The sequence below is a fragment of the Burkholderia guangdongensis genome, from assembly GCF_013403875.1.
Classification (GTDB): domain Bacteria; phylum Pseudomonadota; class Gammaproteobacteria; order Burkholderiales; family Burkholderiaceae; genus Burkholderia; species Burkholderia guangdongensis.
In genome coordinates this window covers 58,763-73,857 of record NZ_JACBNX010000009.1, presented here as the reverse complement: position 1 = coordinate 73,857, position 15,095 = coordinate 58,763, and the positions used below count along the sequence as shown (strand labels likewise).

Annotated in this window: 14 protein-coding genes; 3 read left to right on the top strand and 11 right to left on the bottom strand. The window is 68.9% G+C overall.

Features of this window, described 5'->3' with window-relative positions; all coding sequences use genetic code 11:
* Positions 1-37: 37 nt before the first annotated feature.
* The 9 genes from HZI36_RS10490 to HZI36_RS10450 all read right to left on the bottom strand — a co-directional run bounded on the left by HZI36_RS10490 (position 38) and on the right by HZI36_RS10450 (position 8,454).
* Positions 38-538, bottom strand: coding sequence for a dihydrofolate reductase (locus HZI36_RS10490; protein WP_179402581.1), 501 nt, complete (start codon positions 536-538; stop codon positions 38-40).
* A 99-nt stretch (positions 539-637) separates the two neighbouring features.
* Positions 638-2,299, bottom strand: a complete 1,662-nt coding sequence (locus tag HZI36_RS10485) for a sigma-54 dependent transcriptional regulator (protein WP_425485221.1) — start codon at positions 2,297-2,299, stop codon at positions 638-640.
* Positions 2,227-3,609: a hypothetical protein gene (locus HZI36_RS10480; RefSeq protein WP_179402580.1), complete on the bottom strand. Its 1,383-nt coding sequence runs from the start codon at positions 3,607-3,609 to the stop codon at positions 2,227-2,229. Before HZI36_RS10480 ends, HZI36_RS10485 begins: the two co-directional genes overlap by 73 nt.
* Positions 3,610-3,739: 130 nt before the next feature.
* Positions 3,740-4,567, bottom strand: a complete 828-nt coding sequence (locus tag HZI36_RS10475) for a peptidase C39 (RefSeq protein ID WP_179402579.1) — start codon at positions 4,565-4,567, stop codon at positions 3,740-3,742.
* 6 nt (positions 4,568-4,573) lie between these two features.
* Entirely contained in the window at positions 4,574-5,284 is a 711-nt protein-coding gene (locus HZI36_RS10470; RefSeq protein ID WP_179402578.1) for a C39 family peptidase, read from the bottom strand.
* Positions 5,285-5,361: 77 nt separating this feature from the next.
* Positions 5,362-6,792: a cell wall anchor protein gene (locus HZI36_RS10465; protein WP_179402577.1), complete on the bottom strand. Its 1,431-nt coding sequence runs from the start codon at positions 6,790-6,792 to the stop codon at positions 5,362-5,364.
* Between the two features lie 25 nt (positions 6,793-6,817).
* Positions 6,818-7,540, bottom strand: a complete 723-nt coding sequence (locus tag HZI36_RS10460) for a hypothetical protein (RefSeq protein WP_246327037.1) — start codon at positions 7,538-7,540, stop codon at positions 6,818-6,820.
* Entirely contained in the window at positions 7,537-8,085 is a 549-nt protein-coding gene (locus HZI36_RS10455) for a hypothetical protein (RefSeq protein ID WP_246327036.1), read from the bottom strand. The genes HZI36_RS10460 and HZI36_RS10455 overlap by 4 nt, the downstream gene beginning before the upstream one ends.
* 9 nt (positions 8,086-8,094) lie before the next feature.
* On the bottom strand, positions 8,095-8,454 hold the full coding sequence (locus HZI36_RS10450) for a hypothetical protein (protein WP_179402576.1): 360 nt from the start codon (positions 8,452-8,454) through the stop codon (positions 8,095-8,097).
* A 531-nt stretch (positions 8,455-8,985) separates the two neighbouring features.
* On the opposite strand from HZI36_RS10450, the gene HZI36_RS10445 reads away from it, so the two are divergent.
* Together HZI36_RS10445 and HZI36_RS10440 are read left to right on the top strand one after the other, a co-directional pair.
* Positions 8,986-10,386: a sigma-54 dependent transcriptional regulator gene (locus HZI36_RS10445; RefSeq protein ID WP_179402575.1), complete on the top strand. Its 1,401-nt coding sequence runs from the start codon at positions 8,986-8,988 to the stop codon at positions 10,384-10,386.
* 40 nt (positions 10,387-10,426) lie between these two features.
* Complete coding sequence (locus HZI36_RS10440) at positions 10,427-11,398, top strand: thymidylate synthase (protein ID WP_179402574.1); 972 nt, start codon at positions 10,427-10,429, stop codon at positions 11,396-11,398.
* A gap of 137 nt (positions 11,399-11,535) precedes the next feature.
* Here HZI36_RS10440 and HZI36_RS10435 read toward each other — a convergent pair whose 3' ends face one another.
* Together HZI36_RS10435 and HZI36_RS10430 are read right to left on the bottom strand one after the other, a co-directional pair.
* Entirely contained in the window at positions 11,536-13,890 is a 2,355-nt protein-coding gene (locus HZI36_RS10435; RefSeq protein WP_179402573.1) for a DUF6600 domain-containing protein, read from the bottom strand.
* A gap of 148 nt (positions 13,891-14,038) precedes the next feature.
* The gene (locus tag HZI36_RS10430; protein ID WP_179402572.1) at positions 14,039-14,746 is read right to left on the bottom strand and encodes an ArsR/SmtB family transcription factor; all 708 of its coding nucleotides are present in this window, start codon (positions 14,744-14,746) and stop codon (positions 14,039-14,041) included.
* 207 nt (positions 14,747-14,953) lie between these two features.
* Here HZI36_RS10430 and HZI36_RS10425 point away from each other — a divergent pair, with 207 nt between their 5' ends.
* Positions 14,954-15,091 (top strand): hypothetical protein, encoded by a 138-nt coding sequence (locus tag HZI36_RS10425; protein ID WP_179402571.1) that lies wholly within the window; start codon positions 14,954-14,956, stop codon positions 15,089-15,091.
* The last annotated feature ends 4 nt before the right edge of the window (positions 15,092-15,095 follow it).

Genomic DNA, 15,095 nt, shown 5'->3' with positions numbered 1-15,095 from the left:
CGCGCGGCCGCGCTCGATCGCGCGGCCGTGTGCGGCGTCAGCCGCGCTTGCGCGCGTAGACGACGAACGCGAACGCGAACGCGTTCGGCGCGGCCGCCGTGTGCGGATCGCGCGACACCTCTCGCCAGTGCGCGGGGTCGGGCGCCGGGAACGACGCGTCGCCGTCGAAGTCCGCGTCGATTTCGGTGACGATCAGCTTGTCCGCGAGCGCGAGACCTTCCGCGTAGAGCTGCGCGCCGCCGATCAGGAACGCTTCGGGCGCGTCGTCCCGCGCGGCGAGCGCGAGTGCGTCGGCGAGCGAGCCGGCCGCGTCGCAGCCGTCGAAGCGGCGCGACGCGTCGCGCGTGACGACGATGTTGCGGCGCCCCGGCAGCGGCCGGCCGATCGATTCGTGGGTCTTGCGGCCCATTACGATCGGCGCGCCCATCGTCGTGCGCTTGAAGAACGCGAGGTCCTCGGGAAGTTTCCACGGAAGCTGGTTGTCGCGGCCGATGATGCCGTTGCGGGCACGCGCGACGATCAGGGTCAACGTCGTCATGAACATGAAAAGCAGGAAGCGGCGATGGCGTCGATTCTACCGGATCGCCGCCATCGCGCGCCCTTGCCCCGTGCGCATTCCCGCGTGCCTTGCGCCGCGTCACGCGTCGCCGTCGCGTTCGCCGTCGCGCATACCGTCATGCAGGCCGTCGTGCCCGTTCTCGTGCCCGTTCTCGTGCCCGCTGTCGTGCCCATTTTCGCCCGCCGCCGCGCGCTGCTCGGTGCTCGACGGGTCGCGCAGCCCGTGCGAGCCCATCAGCCGGTACAGCGTGACGCGCGAGATGCCGAGCTCCGCGGCCGCTTCCGCGAGCCGGTGGCGATGGCGCAGCAGCGCGGCCTCGATCGCGCGTTTCTCCGCGCGCTCGCGCGCCTCGGCGAGCGTCGTCGAATGCTGCGCGGTGTACTGGCCGAGATCGAGATCGGTCGCCGAGATCAGCCGGCCGTCCGCCATCACGATCGCGCGGCGGATCCGGTTGATCAGCTCGCGCACGTTGCCGGGCCACGGGTAGCTGTACATCGCCTCGATCGCGCACGGCGTGAAGCCGCGGATCTTGCGCGCGCCGTCGCTCCTGAACTTCAGCAGGATGTGATGCGCGAGCAGCTCGATATCCTTGCCGCGCGCGCGCAGCGGCGGCTCGTCGATGCGCAGCACGCACAGGCGATGGAACAGGTCCGCGCGGAAGCGCCCGTCGCGCATCGCGGCCTCGAGATCGACGTGCGTCGCCGAGATGATCCGCACGTCGACCGGGATCGACTCGTGCCCGCCGAGCCGCTCGATCCGCCCCTCCTGCAGGAAGCGCAGCATGCTCGCCTGGCTTTCGAGCGGCATGTCGCCGATCTCGTCGAGGAACAGCGTGCCGCCGTGCGCGGCCTCGACGCGGCCGATCTTGCGCTGGTTGGCGCCGGTGAACGCGCCGCGCTCGTAGCCGAATAGTTCGGACTGCAGCAGATGATGCGGAATCGCGCCGCAGTTGATCGCGATGAACTGCGCCTTGCGCCGCGTCGAGCGCTCGTGGATCGCGAGCGCGGTCAGCTCCTTGCCGGTGCCCGACTCGCCGGAGATGAACACGGTCGCGTCGGTGTTCGCGACCTTGCGGATCGTGCGGAACAGGTGCTGCATCGCTTCGCAGGTGCCGACCATCTCGTCTTCGCCGCTCGCCGCGATGTCGGTCGCGAGCTCGAGGTCGCACAGCGTGACCATCCCGTACGCGTGGCCGACGAGATAATCGATCGTCGTGTGCGTCGGCGGCGCCTTCACGTAGTCGAAGCAGGTCTGCCGGATCAGCTTGCGGATCTCGGGCTCCGCGAGGCGCGCCGGATCGGCGAGCGCGATCCAGCCGATCTGCTGGTGCCGCAGGATCGGCTCGAGCGCGGACAGGTCGCGCACCGCGAAGCCGTCGAGATCGACGATCCCCGCGTGCGCGAGATCGGGCTTCACGAGCCGCTGCGCGTCGTGCGCGGACTTCGCGCACAGCACGTCCCAGCGCCGCTCGCGCAGATGCGCGGTGAGCGCCGCGTCGTGTCGTCGCGACAGATACACGAGCGGCCGTACCGCCGGCACGGTGCCGGGGCCGGCCCCGTCCGGATGCGCGATCGCGAGACGCGGCACGAAGCCGGTCGCGGCGGTGGAGATGACGGGGCGGGAGTCGTGCACGATAACCTCACTGCGTAAGTGCGCTGCGTCGCACGTCAGAACGTGTACGGGAAGCGCACGCCGACGACGAAGTTCGGCGCGTCGGGCGTGAGCCCGATCGCGACCGATGCGTTCATCGTCAGATGCTTGTTGAACACATGGTTGAGGCCGAAGGCGAGCGTCGACGCGGTCGTCTGACTGCCCGGCACCTTCTGCCAGCCCTGGCCTGGGGCCTGCGTTTCGGTGGACGGCTCGATCGCCATCGTGTACGCGATGCTCGCCGAGTCGCGCTCCGAGAATGCGAGCGCGACGCCGCCGCCGAACTGGATGATGTCGCCGAGTTTCACCTTCGCCGGCTCGGTCTGCCCGACCACCGATGAGATGTCGGAGAACGCGCGCGCGACGTTGTACGTATAGGAAAGGCTGCCGAACAGCACGATCGGGTCGTAGGTCTTCAGCGCCGACACGCCGGCCGTGATGCTCCAGAAGCCGGTGCCGGTCGGCAGCTTGTCGGGCGAGACGAGGTTCGTGTTGTTCGGGTCCGCCTGCAGGAACTTGATCCCGAACGGCGACGTGCCGGTCGGCGACTTCACGCGCAGGCTGCCGACGATGTCCGGCACGCCTTCGTGCTCTTTCACGAACTGGTAGTAGATCCCGAAGTTCACGTCGCCGAGCGCGTGCGAGTTCACGGTCGTGTCGGACAGCGTGTTCGCCGCGCCGCCCGCGCCGCCGTTGATGAAGCTCGACGTGCGGTACAGGTACGGCACATCGACGTCGACGCTGATCCGGTCGGTGAGCCCGTAGCGGACGTCGACGTCGGTCATCAACTGGTGCGACTTCGTCTCGCCGAGATTCAGGTTGCCGAGGAAGATCGCGTCGAGCGCGAGAAAGCCGGACAGCTGCAGTTGCCGGCGGTCGTAGTAGGTGTCGCTGATCCCCCAGTCGATCGTCAGCTTGTGGTCGAAGAGCGGCGCGTGCTCGCGCTGCACGACCGCGTCCTCGGCCGCGGTGCGGGTCGGCTCGGCGGCCTTCTGCGTGGTGCCGACCGTGCCCGGCGCGTTTTCTTCGGTGGCGCTCGGCGGCGGCGGCGGCGTGACCGGCACGCCGGTCGCGGTGCCCGTGCCTTCGCCCGGCGCGGGCGTGACGGGCGTGTACTGCGAGACGACCGACGGCGGCGCGGCCACGCCTTCGCCCGAGCCGCCGGGCGCGCCGCGGCCGCGCTGGGCCATCTCGAGATCGACGATCTGCTGTTCGAGCGCGGCAATCTTGTGCTGCTGGTCGTCGACGACCTTCGTCAGCGTATCGAGCCGCTGCTCGAGCGACTGGTCGGCGAGCGCCTGCGCGTGCGCGCTCGCGGCGAACGCGAGGCCGAGCACGGCGGCCGGAATCACCGCGAGTGCGGTGCGCGGCCTGCATGGGTACGACAAATGCTGCGGCATGATCCTTCCCCCGGATCGGACGGCCGCCGCCCGGATCAAGAGAAGGGCGCGGCGGCCGCCAGGATTGGCACACATGAGTGATGCAACTGCGATGTCACGCGTCACGATGCCGCGGCTTGCGGGCCGCCCGTCATCTCCTCAGAAGGGCGCTGCTTTGCAGCGCCTGCAGCACGCCCATCTGACGGAGCGTTGCCGAAGACATCGTCCGGGTCTGCAGCAGCAGCTGAAGCTGGTTCGACACGATCTGCCGGTTGCCGGCCACCTGCAGCAGCTGCGCGATCGCGCCGGCCTGTTGCGCGGAGTTCGGCGCGATCGACTGGGTCGCGAGTCCGGCCGGCGTTTGCAGCGTCACCGAGAGCCCGTTGCCGCCGAACGTCACGCCGGCCTTCACGGTGCCGCTCGGATCGCTCGCGAACGCGGTCGGGTTCGACGTCGAGCCGGGTGGCGGCGCGCCCGTCTGCGGGCTCGCGTTGAAGTCGATCACCGCCGAGTTGGTGCCGGCGTTGTTGTTGCCGGCGACCTGCGTGATCTGAGAGATGCCGTTCACCGAGACCGATTGCCCGCCCGCGGCGACCGCGTTCGGGTTCGCGCCGCTCGGCGCGCCGGTACCGGACTGAACCTTCGCGAACGTCGAGATCTGCGTGTCGAGCTGGTTCGCGGTATTCGTGACGACCGACAGCGTGCCTTGCCCGATCGCGAGGGCACCGTTCGGCAGTTGCCACTGGGACACCAAGTTCAGCACGAACCCGGAGATCATCGAGGCGCCGGCATACTTGCCGGTCTGATGGGCGAGGACGTCGTCGTCGACGGGCTGCATGGCCAGCACAGGCACCTGGTTGTCGAACGGACGCAATGCATTGAGCGCGCCGGGCGCGGGTTCGGCTGCCACGGCGCTGTCCGCATAGCCGCACATCGCGATGCACGATGCGAGACAAAGCGGTGAGATAAAGCGTTTCATGACGGGTCAGAACAGGTCTGCCTTGATCAAGCCGAATTCGACGAAGGGAATCGCGGCGGCGCTCGTGTCGAGCGCCTGGTCACGCAGCTTCAGCGCCAGCGATTCGTTGTTCTGCAAAAGAGGCGAGTCCTCCCTGAACGGTTTGCCCAGCACGGCGAATACGAGGCCGTTCCAGGTTTTGGAAAAGTCCTGCTCGGGCAGGATGCGATTGCCGAGTGCCGGATCGGCGATGAAGATCCGGCCGTTCTCCGCGTGCTTCACGATCACGAAGTGCTCGTAGCCGTCGAGATTCATCAGCACGAGCACGGGAATCTGCAGGTGATAGAGCGCGTCGATGCCGACGCGGAAGCCGCGTCCGCGCAGGCCGAGCGTTTCGACGAACTTCTTCATGTCGAGCATCGAGAAACCGTTCCTGACCACGACCTCCGGCGTTGAAAACGCCATCATCCGGCGGATCATTTCGGGTTCCGGAATGTCGATGCCGTATCCATACTTGAGCAGCGTCGCGAGCGCGGCCGAGCCGCAACTGAAGTCGTAACGCTGGCTGACGATGTCGCGATAGCGCAGGTCGCGGATCGACTGGACATGCTTCGTCACCGGCACGCCGGTCAGCGTGTACGCATCGATGCTCGACTGCGCGAAGGCAGCCACGCCCGCCGTGCCGCCAACGATGGCGACGGCGATGCGCAGCGCGATTCGCCGATGTTCCCCGCACATGGCACTTCTCCTGCCACGCGCGCCGCGCCGCTCGTCGAGCGGGCGGCGGGGCGCGCGTGCCCCCCGGTTGATTCCGGTCAATGACCGTTGTTCAACGCGGAAATCGCAAGCCCGTTGTGCTGGACGTTGCCGATACCGCCCGCGATGTTCACGCCGATGTTGCCGCTCGCGCCGTGAAGCGCGTCGGCGCCGAGCATCGCGGAGCCTTCGAAGCGGCCGCTCGCCTGCGCGGCGGCGGTCTGCGTCGAGTCGTCGGTCGCGACCATCGCCACGGTGCTCGCCTGGCCGGCATTGACCGTCGTCACCGCGCCGGCGAGGCTGTTGTTCTGCGCGTTGCCGACGCCCGATGCGACGTTCACGCCGACATTGCCCGACACCGCCGACAGCGAGCCGTCGCCGACCGACGCGTTGAGCTTGAAGTTGTCGACGCTCGCGCTGCCCGACGAGCTCTGGTGGTTGAAGATCTGCGCATTGCCGAACACGTTGCCGACGTCGACCGACGCGAGCGCGACGTCGTTGCTCTGCGCGTTGTCGATGCCTTCGCCGATGTTCACGCCGAGATTGCCGTTCACGTTCTGCATCGAGTTCGCGCCGGTGCCCGCGTCCAGCACGCCGGGCGTGCGCGTGTCGGTGTATTGCGTGATCGCGCCCTGCACGGTTTCATCGACCTTCGTGACCGAATTGCTGTAGCCCCAGGTCTTGGTCTTCGAGACGTTCGTGGTCTTGTTCGCGTACATCGTCGAATCCGACTGGTTCTTCGACGCCGCCTGGTCGTGATGCTGGTTCGTCACGTTCGAGGTCTGGTTGACGGTCGTGGTCGTCGACGATCCGCTGTCGAGCGTGCTGCCTGCCGTCTGGCTCGTCATCGACGAGTTGTTCCACGACACGCCTGCGTTGCCGGATACGCCGAGCGAGCCGGTGACGGTCGTCGACGACACGCTGCCGTACGGGATCGGCTGATGCGTATGCGTCTTCGTCAGCGATGCGCTGCCCGACACGCTCAGCCCGCCGACGATCGATGCGCCGCCGCTCGAATTGCTGGACTTGTTCAGCGTCGTCGTCAGATGCGACGTCGTGCCCGTCGTCGTCGTCGACATGCCGGTCACCGTGTGTTGCGTCATCGACGACGAATCGTGCGACGACGACGTCGTCGTCATCCAGCCGTGCGCCCCGGTCATCGAGAACATGTCGTTCGACGTGTACGTCGAACCACCCTTCACGGTCACGCTGTTGTTCGAATCATTGACCGACGACGTGACCGCGCCGAGCTGGTAGCTCTGGTAGTTCGGCTCGAGCGAGACGTTCGCGAGCGTGACGGTCTGGTTGTTGTTGACGACCGCGCCGGCGGTGCTCGTCACGCTGACGCTGCCGAACAGCCGTACGAAACCTTCGATTCCGACCGTGTCGGTCACGCCGGTCACGTTGAACAGATACGGGTTCGGCGGCGCGGCGAACGCGGGACTGGCCGCCGCCGCGCATACCGCCGCTGCAATGAGTGTGCGCTTCATGGTTACCCTCCGTTAAGGCGATGACTTAATTAAAAAGAGTGCCCGCCGGGGGACGGAGCACAAAAACGTTTGCCGTAGCGTTACCGGCTCCGGAGGTCTGGTTGACTTGTACGATGCCGCTGATATGCTTGAAAGCGTCGCTGCTGATCGACACTTCGGGCCTATCCCGCCCGCCCTCCGGTAGTCCCAGTCCACTCTGTCTTGCTGCTGTCTCGGATAGTTCGGTATCCGAGACAGCCTGCACTTCGGCGCCCAGCGTGCCGAGAACGGCACTGTTGCGCTGAAGATTGCCCACCCCTGCGCTCTGATTCACCATCACCGCTCCGGTGACGTTCGAGAACGCGGAGCCCTCGATGTGCGCGGCCGTCTCGCCCGCGCGGGCTGTCGCGACGGCGGCCTGCGTGGATACGATCGAGCCGGCGCCGGGCGCGCCCATGCCAAAAACCATCTGATTGCCCTGTACGTTGTCGAGTCCGGCCGTTTCGTTGACCGCGACCGCGCCGGTCGCGCCGTAGGCGACGCCGGTTTCTATCGTTGCGATGCCGCCGACCAGCGGCACGTTTTGTGCGAATGCGTGCGGGACCGCCGCCGCGGCGCACAGCGCGACGAGCGTCGCGCGCACGAGCCGCGCTGCATGTGCTGTATGCACCGCGTGTGCCGCGTGTGCCGCTTGTGCAGCATGTGCCGCATGTGCAGCGTGCGATGTGTACGGTGCGCGATCGGCCGCGCGTGATTGACGCGCGTTCATTTGATCGCTCCGAGCGCGCTCGTGACGGGCGAGAGCGCATTCGTCACGGCGCCCGACACGACGCCGCCGATGCCGCCGATACCGGCCGCCGGTCCGGCGCCCGCGAGCGGCCCGTGCACGATCGCGCCGCCCGTGGCGTCGCCCGTCAGCACGCGCGTGATCGCCTGCATGCCCGCGCCGCCGCCGATCACCCCGTCGGGCGCGACGCCGCTCGAGCCATGCGCGTTCGTCAGGTCCAGATCGGAGACCATCGTCGCCATCATCGGATCGAACGTGTTGGCCGGAAACGTTGTCGCGCGCACGACCACCGGGTCGTCGCTGGTCGGCACCGGCCGATACGCGATGCGCGGCGTGACGTTGCGCAGCACGATGATGTCGCCCGGATTCGCGACCTGTTCCTGCGCGCAGGCAACGCCGAGCGCGACGACGAGGAGTCCGATGCAAAGCGCGATCGCGAGCCCGACGTCGAGCGCGATGTTGCCCGTCGCGCGCATCGCATGCCGTCGCGTGGCGGCGAAGTCGGGGACAGGTCGCTGAGCGTTCATCGTCGTCCCCTATTTGCGCGTGTAGCTCGCGCTGTTGCCCTGCATCGCGCGCTGCGCGTCGACGGGTACCGGCGCCGGCGCGGGCGGCGCGATTTCGTCCCACAGCGTGACCGACGTGCCGTTCGCCATCTGCGGTGTCGTCGCGATCGTCACGAAGCCCGGCGCGCGACCGCGCTGCTGGTCGAGCGTGTCTTCGTCGAGCGGCGTATAACGCTTCATCCACGTAGCGTCGATCGCGAGCGACGTCGACGAGTCGATGCCGGACGCGTCCGCTTGCACGGCGTCCTGCGCGCTCGCCACGAGCGGCAGCGACGCGAGTGCGAGCGCGACGGCCATCGAGGCGAAGGAAAGACGAGCGAGGTTTCGCATGGCGTATCTCCGGTGTGCCCGGGTGTCGAGCGAAATACATGCCACCGAACCGAAACCTTTGTCGTGCTTGCGATTCTCTATTTGTCGTTGGGAATCGCGCCGAAAGATGCGGGAAAAATGTTTCAGAGCTGAAACGAGGGGGGGGAGGACTACTGCGGATTCAAGCGAATCGCTTCATGGATGACAATGGCGGCGTGCCTTCAGTCGGGGCGGACGCGTGGCGACACGCAATATGAACAGAAGAATAAGCACGTGTCGCGCGTTTCATGTGTGAGCGTGCCTGTCCCGATATCTCGTTGTTCGTTTGGTGTGCGGATGCACGCCGACTTGTCCAAAAAAAAATCGACGAAGAGACCCGATAGAGTCCGCGATTCTGACGCGCGTTGCGTTCGAGGTGCTGCGCGATCGATGCCCGATCGATCGTGACGCAGCGAATCTGGCCGGGACATGGGATTCGATTCGCGTTTTGCGTGCGCCATCCGGGCGCGTGGCACAAATGAATCGCTGGTTCTACGAGGACGGGGTGAGGGTATGGACGCCGACGCACGGCATGTGATCTATTTTTCACGCGAACCGGACACCGCGCTGTGCGGCCAGTTCGACGCACGCGGCTGGCGCGTCGATCTCGCGGCGAGCGCGCGGGACGTGCGGCGCGCCGCGCAGCGCGGCGTCGCGACGGCGGGGCTGCTCGATTTCGCGGCCGGCTATCGGCCGGCCGATCTGCGCGAGCTCGAACCGTGTCTGACGATTCCGCAGGTCGGCTGGATCGCCGCCACGAGCCGCGGCCAGCTCGCCGACGCCATGCTGCGGCATCTGATTCGCGACTACTGCTTCGATTACGTGACGGTGCCGTACGAGATGACGCGCATCGTCGAGACGGTCGGCCACGCTTACGGGATGGTCACGCTGACCGAGCCTGCGCCGCAACCTGCCGGGCAGGGGCGCAGCGAGGGCGAGATGGTCGGCACCTGCGACGCGATGCTCGCGCTCTTCAAGATGATCCGTCGCGTCGCGACGACCGACGCGCCGGTGTTCATCTCCGGCGAGTCGGGCACCGGCAAGGAGCTGACCGCGCTCGCGATTCACGAGCGCTCGCCGCGCGCGAGCGCGCCGTTCGTCGCGATCAATTGCGGTGCGATTCCGTCGACGCTGCTGCAGGCCGAGCTGTTCGGCTACGAGCGCGGCGCGTTCACCGGCGCGCATCAACGCAAGATCGGCCGCGTCGAGGGCGCGCAGGGCGGCACGCTGTTTCTCGACGAAATCGGCGATCTGCCGCTCGACAGCCAGGCGAGCCTGCTGCGCTTCCTGCAGGAAGGAAAGATCGAGCGGCTGGGCGGCCATGCGTCGGTGCCGATCGACGTGCGCGTGATCTGCGCGACGCACATCGATCTCGAGGCGGCGCTGCGCGACGGGCGTTTTCGCGAGGATCTGTATCACCGGCTCTGCGTGCTGAAGATCGAGGAGCCGCCGCTGCGCGCGCGCGGCAAGGATATCGAGGTGCTCGCGCGCCACATGCTCGAGCGTTTCCAGGGCGACGCGCACCGCCGGTTGCGCGGTTTCTCGCCGGACGCGATCGCGTCGCTGTACGGCTACGCGTGGCCCGGCAACGTGCGCGAGCTGATCAATCGCGTGCGCCGCGGGATCGTGATGTCGGAAGGGCGGATGATCACGGCCGCCGATCTCGAGCTCGGCGACTATGCGGCGCTGGCGCCGGTATCGCTCGTCGAGGCGCGCGAGGCGGCGGAGCGGCAGGTGATCGAGCAGGCGCTGCTGCGGCATCGCGGACGTTTCGCCGATGCGGCGCGCGAGCTCGGCGTGTCGCGCGTGACGCTGTACCGGCTGATGTGCGCGCACGGGATGCGCGATCGCGGCGACACCTTCGACGGCTTCGTGCCGCCGGCGCCCGCTGAGCCTTCGCGGCGCGCTTGCTAGAATGGCGGGTCTGGCCGTGGTCCCGGCCGAAGGAACCCGCATGAAACAGTATCTCGATCTCGTTCGCACGATCCTCGACACCGGCAGCTGGCAGGAAAACCGGACGGGGATCCGCACGATCAGCATGCCGGGCGCGATGCTGCGCTTCGACCTGCAGGAAGGCTTTCCGGCCGTGACGACGAAGAAGCTCGCGTTCAAGTCGGCGATCGGCGAACTCGTCGGCTTTCTGCGCGCCTCGCGCAGCGCGGCCGATTTCCGCGCGCTCGGCTGCAAGGTCTGGGACGCGAACGCGAACGAGAACGCGCAGTGGCTCGCGAATCCGTACCGGCGCGGCGTCGACGACCTCGGCGACGTGTACGGCGTGCAGTGGCGCCAGTGGCCCGGCTACAAGGTGCTCGACGCGCGCGAGCACGCGCAGGTCGCCGACGCGACGCATCGCGGCTACCGGATCGTCACGCGCTTCGACGAGGGCGGCGTGCAGAAGGTGCTGCTCTACAAGGCGATCGACCAGCTTCGCCAGTGCCTCGACACGATCATGCGGAACCCGGCGGATCGCCGCATCCTGTTCCACGCATGGAATCCGGCCGTGCTCGACGAGATCGCGCTGCCCGCGTGCCATCTGCTCTATCAGTTTCTGCCGAACGCGACGAAGCGCGAAATCTCGCTGTGCCTGTACATCCGCAGCAACGACGTCGGACTCGGCACGCCGTTCAACCTGGCCGAGGGCGCGGCGCTGCTGGCGCTGGTCGGCCGGCTGACCGGCTACACGCCGCGCTGGTTCAGCTACTTCATCGGCGACGCGCACATCTACGAGAACCAGCTCGACATGCTGCGCGAGCAGCTCACGCGCGAGCCGTACGAGAGCCCGAAGCTCGAGCTCGCCGAGCGCGTGCCCGATTACGCGCGCACCGGCGTCTACGAGCCCGAGTGGCTCGAGAAGGTCGTGCCCGCCGATTTCTCGCTCGTCGGCTATCGGCACCACACGCCGCTGACCGCGCCGATGGCGGTCTGATCCGCGCGCCGGCGCGCTTCGTCCGCGCTTCGTCCGCGCATTGTTCGCGCATTGTTCACGCTTCGTCGCCACGCGCGAAAAAATGGCCCGAGCGGGGTTTGCACCCGGTCGGGCCGTTCGTTCATCCACGGGCGCGTTTATGCGTGCCGGCGGTCGTCGCGGCTGTTTTCGTGCTGCTGCGGAGGCGGGTTGTTGTGCGGGGCCTCCATGCGCGGCGCGGGCGCCGGGCGTGGGGCTTCCATTCGCGGGGCCTCCATGCGTGGCGCGGGCGCCGGGTGCGGGGCTTCCATTCGCGGCGCCGGCATCGACGGGCGCGGTTCCATCCGCGGCGGCGAATATTCCGGGCGCGGCGCGGGTGCCGAGTACTCGGGGCGCGGACGCGGTGCCGGGGCCGAATAGTCGGGGCGCGGCTGAGGCTGCGGACGCGGCGCCGAATAGTCGGCGTGCGGCTGCGGATGCGGGATCTCGGCCTGTCGCGGCGCCGGCATCTCGGGCGCCGCGCTGCGCACCGGCGGCAGCGCGTTCTGTCCCGGCGGATGAAGCGTCTGCGGAGCGCCGGACGGGCCGGACTGCGCGCGCTGACGCTCGATCGGCGCGTGCGGCTGCATCCACGACGGCGACGGTGACGACATTTGCGCATGCGCTTCGGGCGCATTGCCGAGCGCGGGCGGATGCGGCAAGCCCGGCGCGACGTTCGCGCGCGGTGCCTCGCCGTTCATCGGCCGCGGGACGTTCGGCAGCGCGCCGTTCCCGAGCCGCTGCGCGGCGCCGAACGCGGGCGCCGGCGTGCCGGGCCGGCCTTCGGGCGCGCGCGAAGGCTGCACGACCGGACCGTGCGGATTCACGAGCTGCACGTCGCGCATCGCCCAGTGGGCGCCCTGCGGATTGCCGGGCACGCGGACCGGGCGCGGCGTGTAGTCGGGCGGCGCCGTCGTCTTCACGACCGGCGCGCCGGCGCCGGGCACGCGCGCCGCGCCCTGCGCGGCGAGATGCGCGGCGGCCTGATCGCGGTACGCGGCCGGCACGACCGGATTGCGCGTCGCGATGACAGGGCGCTGCGCAATCGCGGCGGGCGGCCGGAACGCCGCGTTGCGCAGCTCGCCGGTGAAGCTCTGGCGCACCGGCGCGATGCCCGGCGCGCCGGACATCACACGCGCGTTGCGCCACTGCTGCGGATCGACGTGCTGCGCGAAGCGCGCGACCGGCTGGCCGTGCACGAACGCGGTCGCGGGCACCGCGGTGATCGCGTGCGGCGCGCGGTAGTTGATGTACGTATTGTGGATGTTGTTGATGTTCGTGATGTTCGTCACGTTGACGTTGTTCACGACGATGTTGCGGTTCACGCGGTCATAGTAGTGCGGGCTCCAGCCGCCCCAGCCCGGATGCCACGCCTCGCCCGGGCCGAGCGCGAACCACGCGCAGCCCGCAGCCGCGACGCCGCCGACCGTCAGCGCGACGTTCCAGTCGGGGCCTTCGCCGCCTTCGCCGACGAATGCGACGAGCGCCGGCGCATAGACGGGCGGCTCGCTGACGGCGACCGGGCCCGGCACCCACGCCCAGCTGTCGTCGACGTACGCCCACCGCCCGTAGTGGTACGGCGCGAAACCCCACGGTTGGTCGTCGACCCAGGTCCAGCCCCACGGCGCCTGCCAGATCCAGTGACCATCGTGGTACGGCGCCCAGTCCTGCGGCACGTCGCTCGGGACCCACACCGCGCCGTAGGTCGGGTCCTGGCGCCACGCGCCGTTCGCATCGAGATCCTCGTAGCCGGGGATGTCGCGCGACACATAGCGCGCGGACACCGAACGGTCCTCGGCCGCGTCGCGGCCGGCCGCCCACTGGTCGAGCGGATCGAGCCCCGGCGCCGGCGATTGCTGCGCGACCTGCAGGTTCGTGCCGGTGAACACGATCTGCTGGCCGGGCGACAGCGGGAACTGGCCGTTGTCGCCGTAGACCGTCGCGCTGCCACGCCGCATCGTCACCGTCGTGCTCTGGCCGTTCGGCGCGACGTCGACGCGGTAGTCGCCGGGGCCGGTGATGCCGAGCGCGAGGTTCGGCGTGTCGATCTCGTACGACGCGCCCTGCGGCAGCGACCGCACGTGCGTCGACAGCGTGCCGAGGCCGACCTTCAACTGCGTCGTCGTGTCGTCGAGGTTCAGGATCGAGACGCTCGTCGAGTCGCCGAGCCGCACCGCGGTCGAGCCGATGTGCAGCTCGGAGCGCGCGCCCGCGTCGTTCCAGAGCTGGTCGCCGGTCGTCAGCGGCCGGTTGACGGCCGCGTACGCCCAGCTGTCGGTCCCCGCCGGCTCGGTCGTCACCGCGCCGGACAGGTAGTCGAGCCGCGCGACGCGCCCGGGCGGGTCGCCGCCGGGCTGCCGGGCCGCCGGGTACGGCGGGGCCGACTGCGCGAATGCGGGCGGCAGGGCGGCCAGCACCGCGAGCGCGACGAGGGTCGCATGCGCGGTGCGCTTGAGGGTGAGCAGATGGGCCATGGTGAGCGTCTTCGTCGTTATCTCGTTATTGCGGCGCGTCGATTCGCACCGCCGATTCCACTCTATCCGCTGGGTCTGTATCAGGGGTCTGTGTTTTGTAAGACGACCGCGTTGCCCTGTAACAAAACTTGTCCGGGGGCGCCTGCCGTCATGCGGGCGACAGCCATGCGTCGAACGTCTGGTGCCCGGCCGGCGTCACGCGCAGCACGCGGGGTCGCGCGGTGCGTTCGATCCAGCCGTGCGTGCAGAAGCTGTCGAGCAGTGCCGCGCCGAGCGCGCCGCCGAGGTGCGGGCGCCGTTCGCTCCAGTCGAGGCAGCCGCACGCGAAGCGGCGCCGGCGCGCGCGTTGCGCGCCGACGTCGATGCCCCAGTGCGCGAAACCGGCCACGCCGGCGTCGGTCGCGTCGAGCGAGTCGCCGTTCGTGTGCAGCCAGCCGCGCGCGGTGAGGCCGTCGTAGATACGCACCGCGAGCTCGCCGGCCATGTGGTCGTAGCAGGTGCGCGCATGCCGCAGCTCGGCCGGCACGCCGTGCGCGGGCGGCGGGACCGGCCGCTGCGGCGCGGCCGCGCGCGCGACGTTCGCGAGCGCCTCGAGCGACGCGGCGACGTCGGACGATGCGAGCCGGTAATAGCGATGGCGGCCGCGGACGTCGAGCGCGAGCAGTCCGCCGTCGGTCAGCCGCGCGAGATGCGCGCTCGCGGCGGACGGCGACAGCCCCGCGATCAGCGTCAGTTCGCCGGCGGGGCGGGCGCTGCCGTCCATCAGCGCCCACAGCATCGCGGCGCGGCCGGGGTCGGCGAGCAGCGCGCCGATGCGGCTCAGGCCGGGAAAGCGGTTCGGGTCGGAATCGGTCATGGCAGCGAACGTAGTGAGCGTGGGGGGCGTTTCATCTCGGTCTCGGTCTTGGTCCCGGTCGGGCGGATGACTGCCAGTGTAGGCGCTGCGTGCATCCGACGTTTCATCGCGAACCGAAACGTCGAATGCTGCCGGCCGGCGGGCGTCGCGCGTAGAATGGACGCGCGTCGGCAGTGAAGCCGGCGCGTTGCGCGACGGTATTCGACGATGAAGACGATTTTGAGTGTGATCGCGGCGGCGCTGCTGTGTGCGGCCTGCGCGCAGGGCGGCCCGGCCACCGGCGCCGGCAGCGGCAGCATCGACATGTACGGCGTGATCGACGAAGGCGTCACGTTCCATCGCTGAGCGA

Coding starts and splice junctions, on each gene's coding strand:
- HZI36_RS10475 (WP_179402579.1), bottom strand. CDS start 4,567: ATGAAACGCTTTATCTCACCGCTTTGTCTCGCATCGTGCATCGCGATG.
- HZI36_RS10440 (WP_179402574.1), top strand. CDS start 10,427: ATGAAACAGTATCTCGATCTCGTTCGCACGATCCTCGACACCGGCAGC.
- HZI36_RS10435 (WP_179402573.1), bottom strand. CDS start 13,890: ATGGCCCATCTGCTCACCCTCAAGCGCACCGCGCATGCGACCCTCGTC.
- HZI36_RS10460 (WP_246327037.1), bottom strand. CDS start 7,540: ATGAACGCGCGTCAATCACGCGCGGCCGATCGCGCACCGTACACATCG.
- HZI36_RS10450 (WP_179402576.1), bottom strand. CDS start 8,454: ATGCGAAACCTCGCTCGTCTTTCCTTCGCCTCGATGGCCGTCGCGCTC.
- HZI36_RS10445 (WP_179402575.1), top strand. CDS start 8,986: ATGGACGCCGACGCACGGCATGTGATCTATTTTTCACGCGAACCGGAC.
- HZI36_RS10490 (WP_179402581.1), bottom strand. CDS start 538: ATGACGACGTTGACCCTGATCGTCGCGCGTGCCCGCAACGGCATCATC.
- HZI36_RS10465 (WP_179402577.1), bottom strand. CDS start 6,792: ATGAAGCGCACACTCATTGCAGCGGCGGTATGCGCGGCGGCGGCCAGT.
- HZI36_RS10480 (WP_179402580.1), bottom strand. CDS start 3,609: ATGCCGCAGCATTTGTCGTACCCATGCAGGCCGCGCACCGCACTCGCG.
- HZI36_RS10430 (WP_179402572.1), bottom strand. CDS start 14,746: ATGACCGATTCCGACCCGAACCGCTTTCCCGGCCTGAGCCGCATCGGC.
- HZI36_RS10455 (WP_246327036.1), bottom strand. CDS start 8,085: ATGAACGCTCAGCGACCTGTCCCCGACTTCGCCGCCACGCGACGGCAT.
- HZI36_RS10425 (WP_179402571.1), top strand. CDS start 14,954: ATGAAGACGATTTTGAGTGTGATCGCGGCGGCGCTGCTGTGTGCGGCC.
- HZI36_RS10470 (WP_179402578.1), bottom strand. CDS start 5,284: ATGTGCGGGGAACATCGGCGAATCGCGCTGCGCATCGCCGTCGCCATC.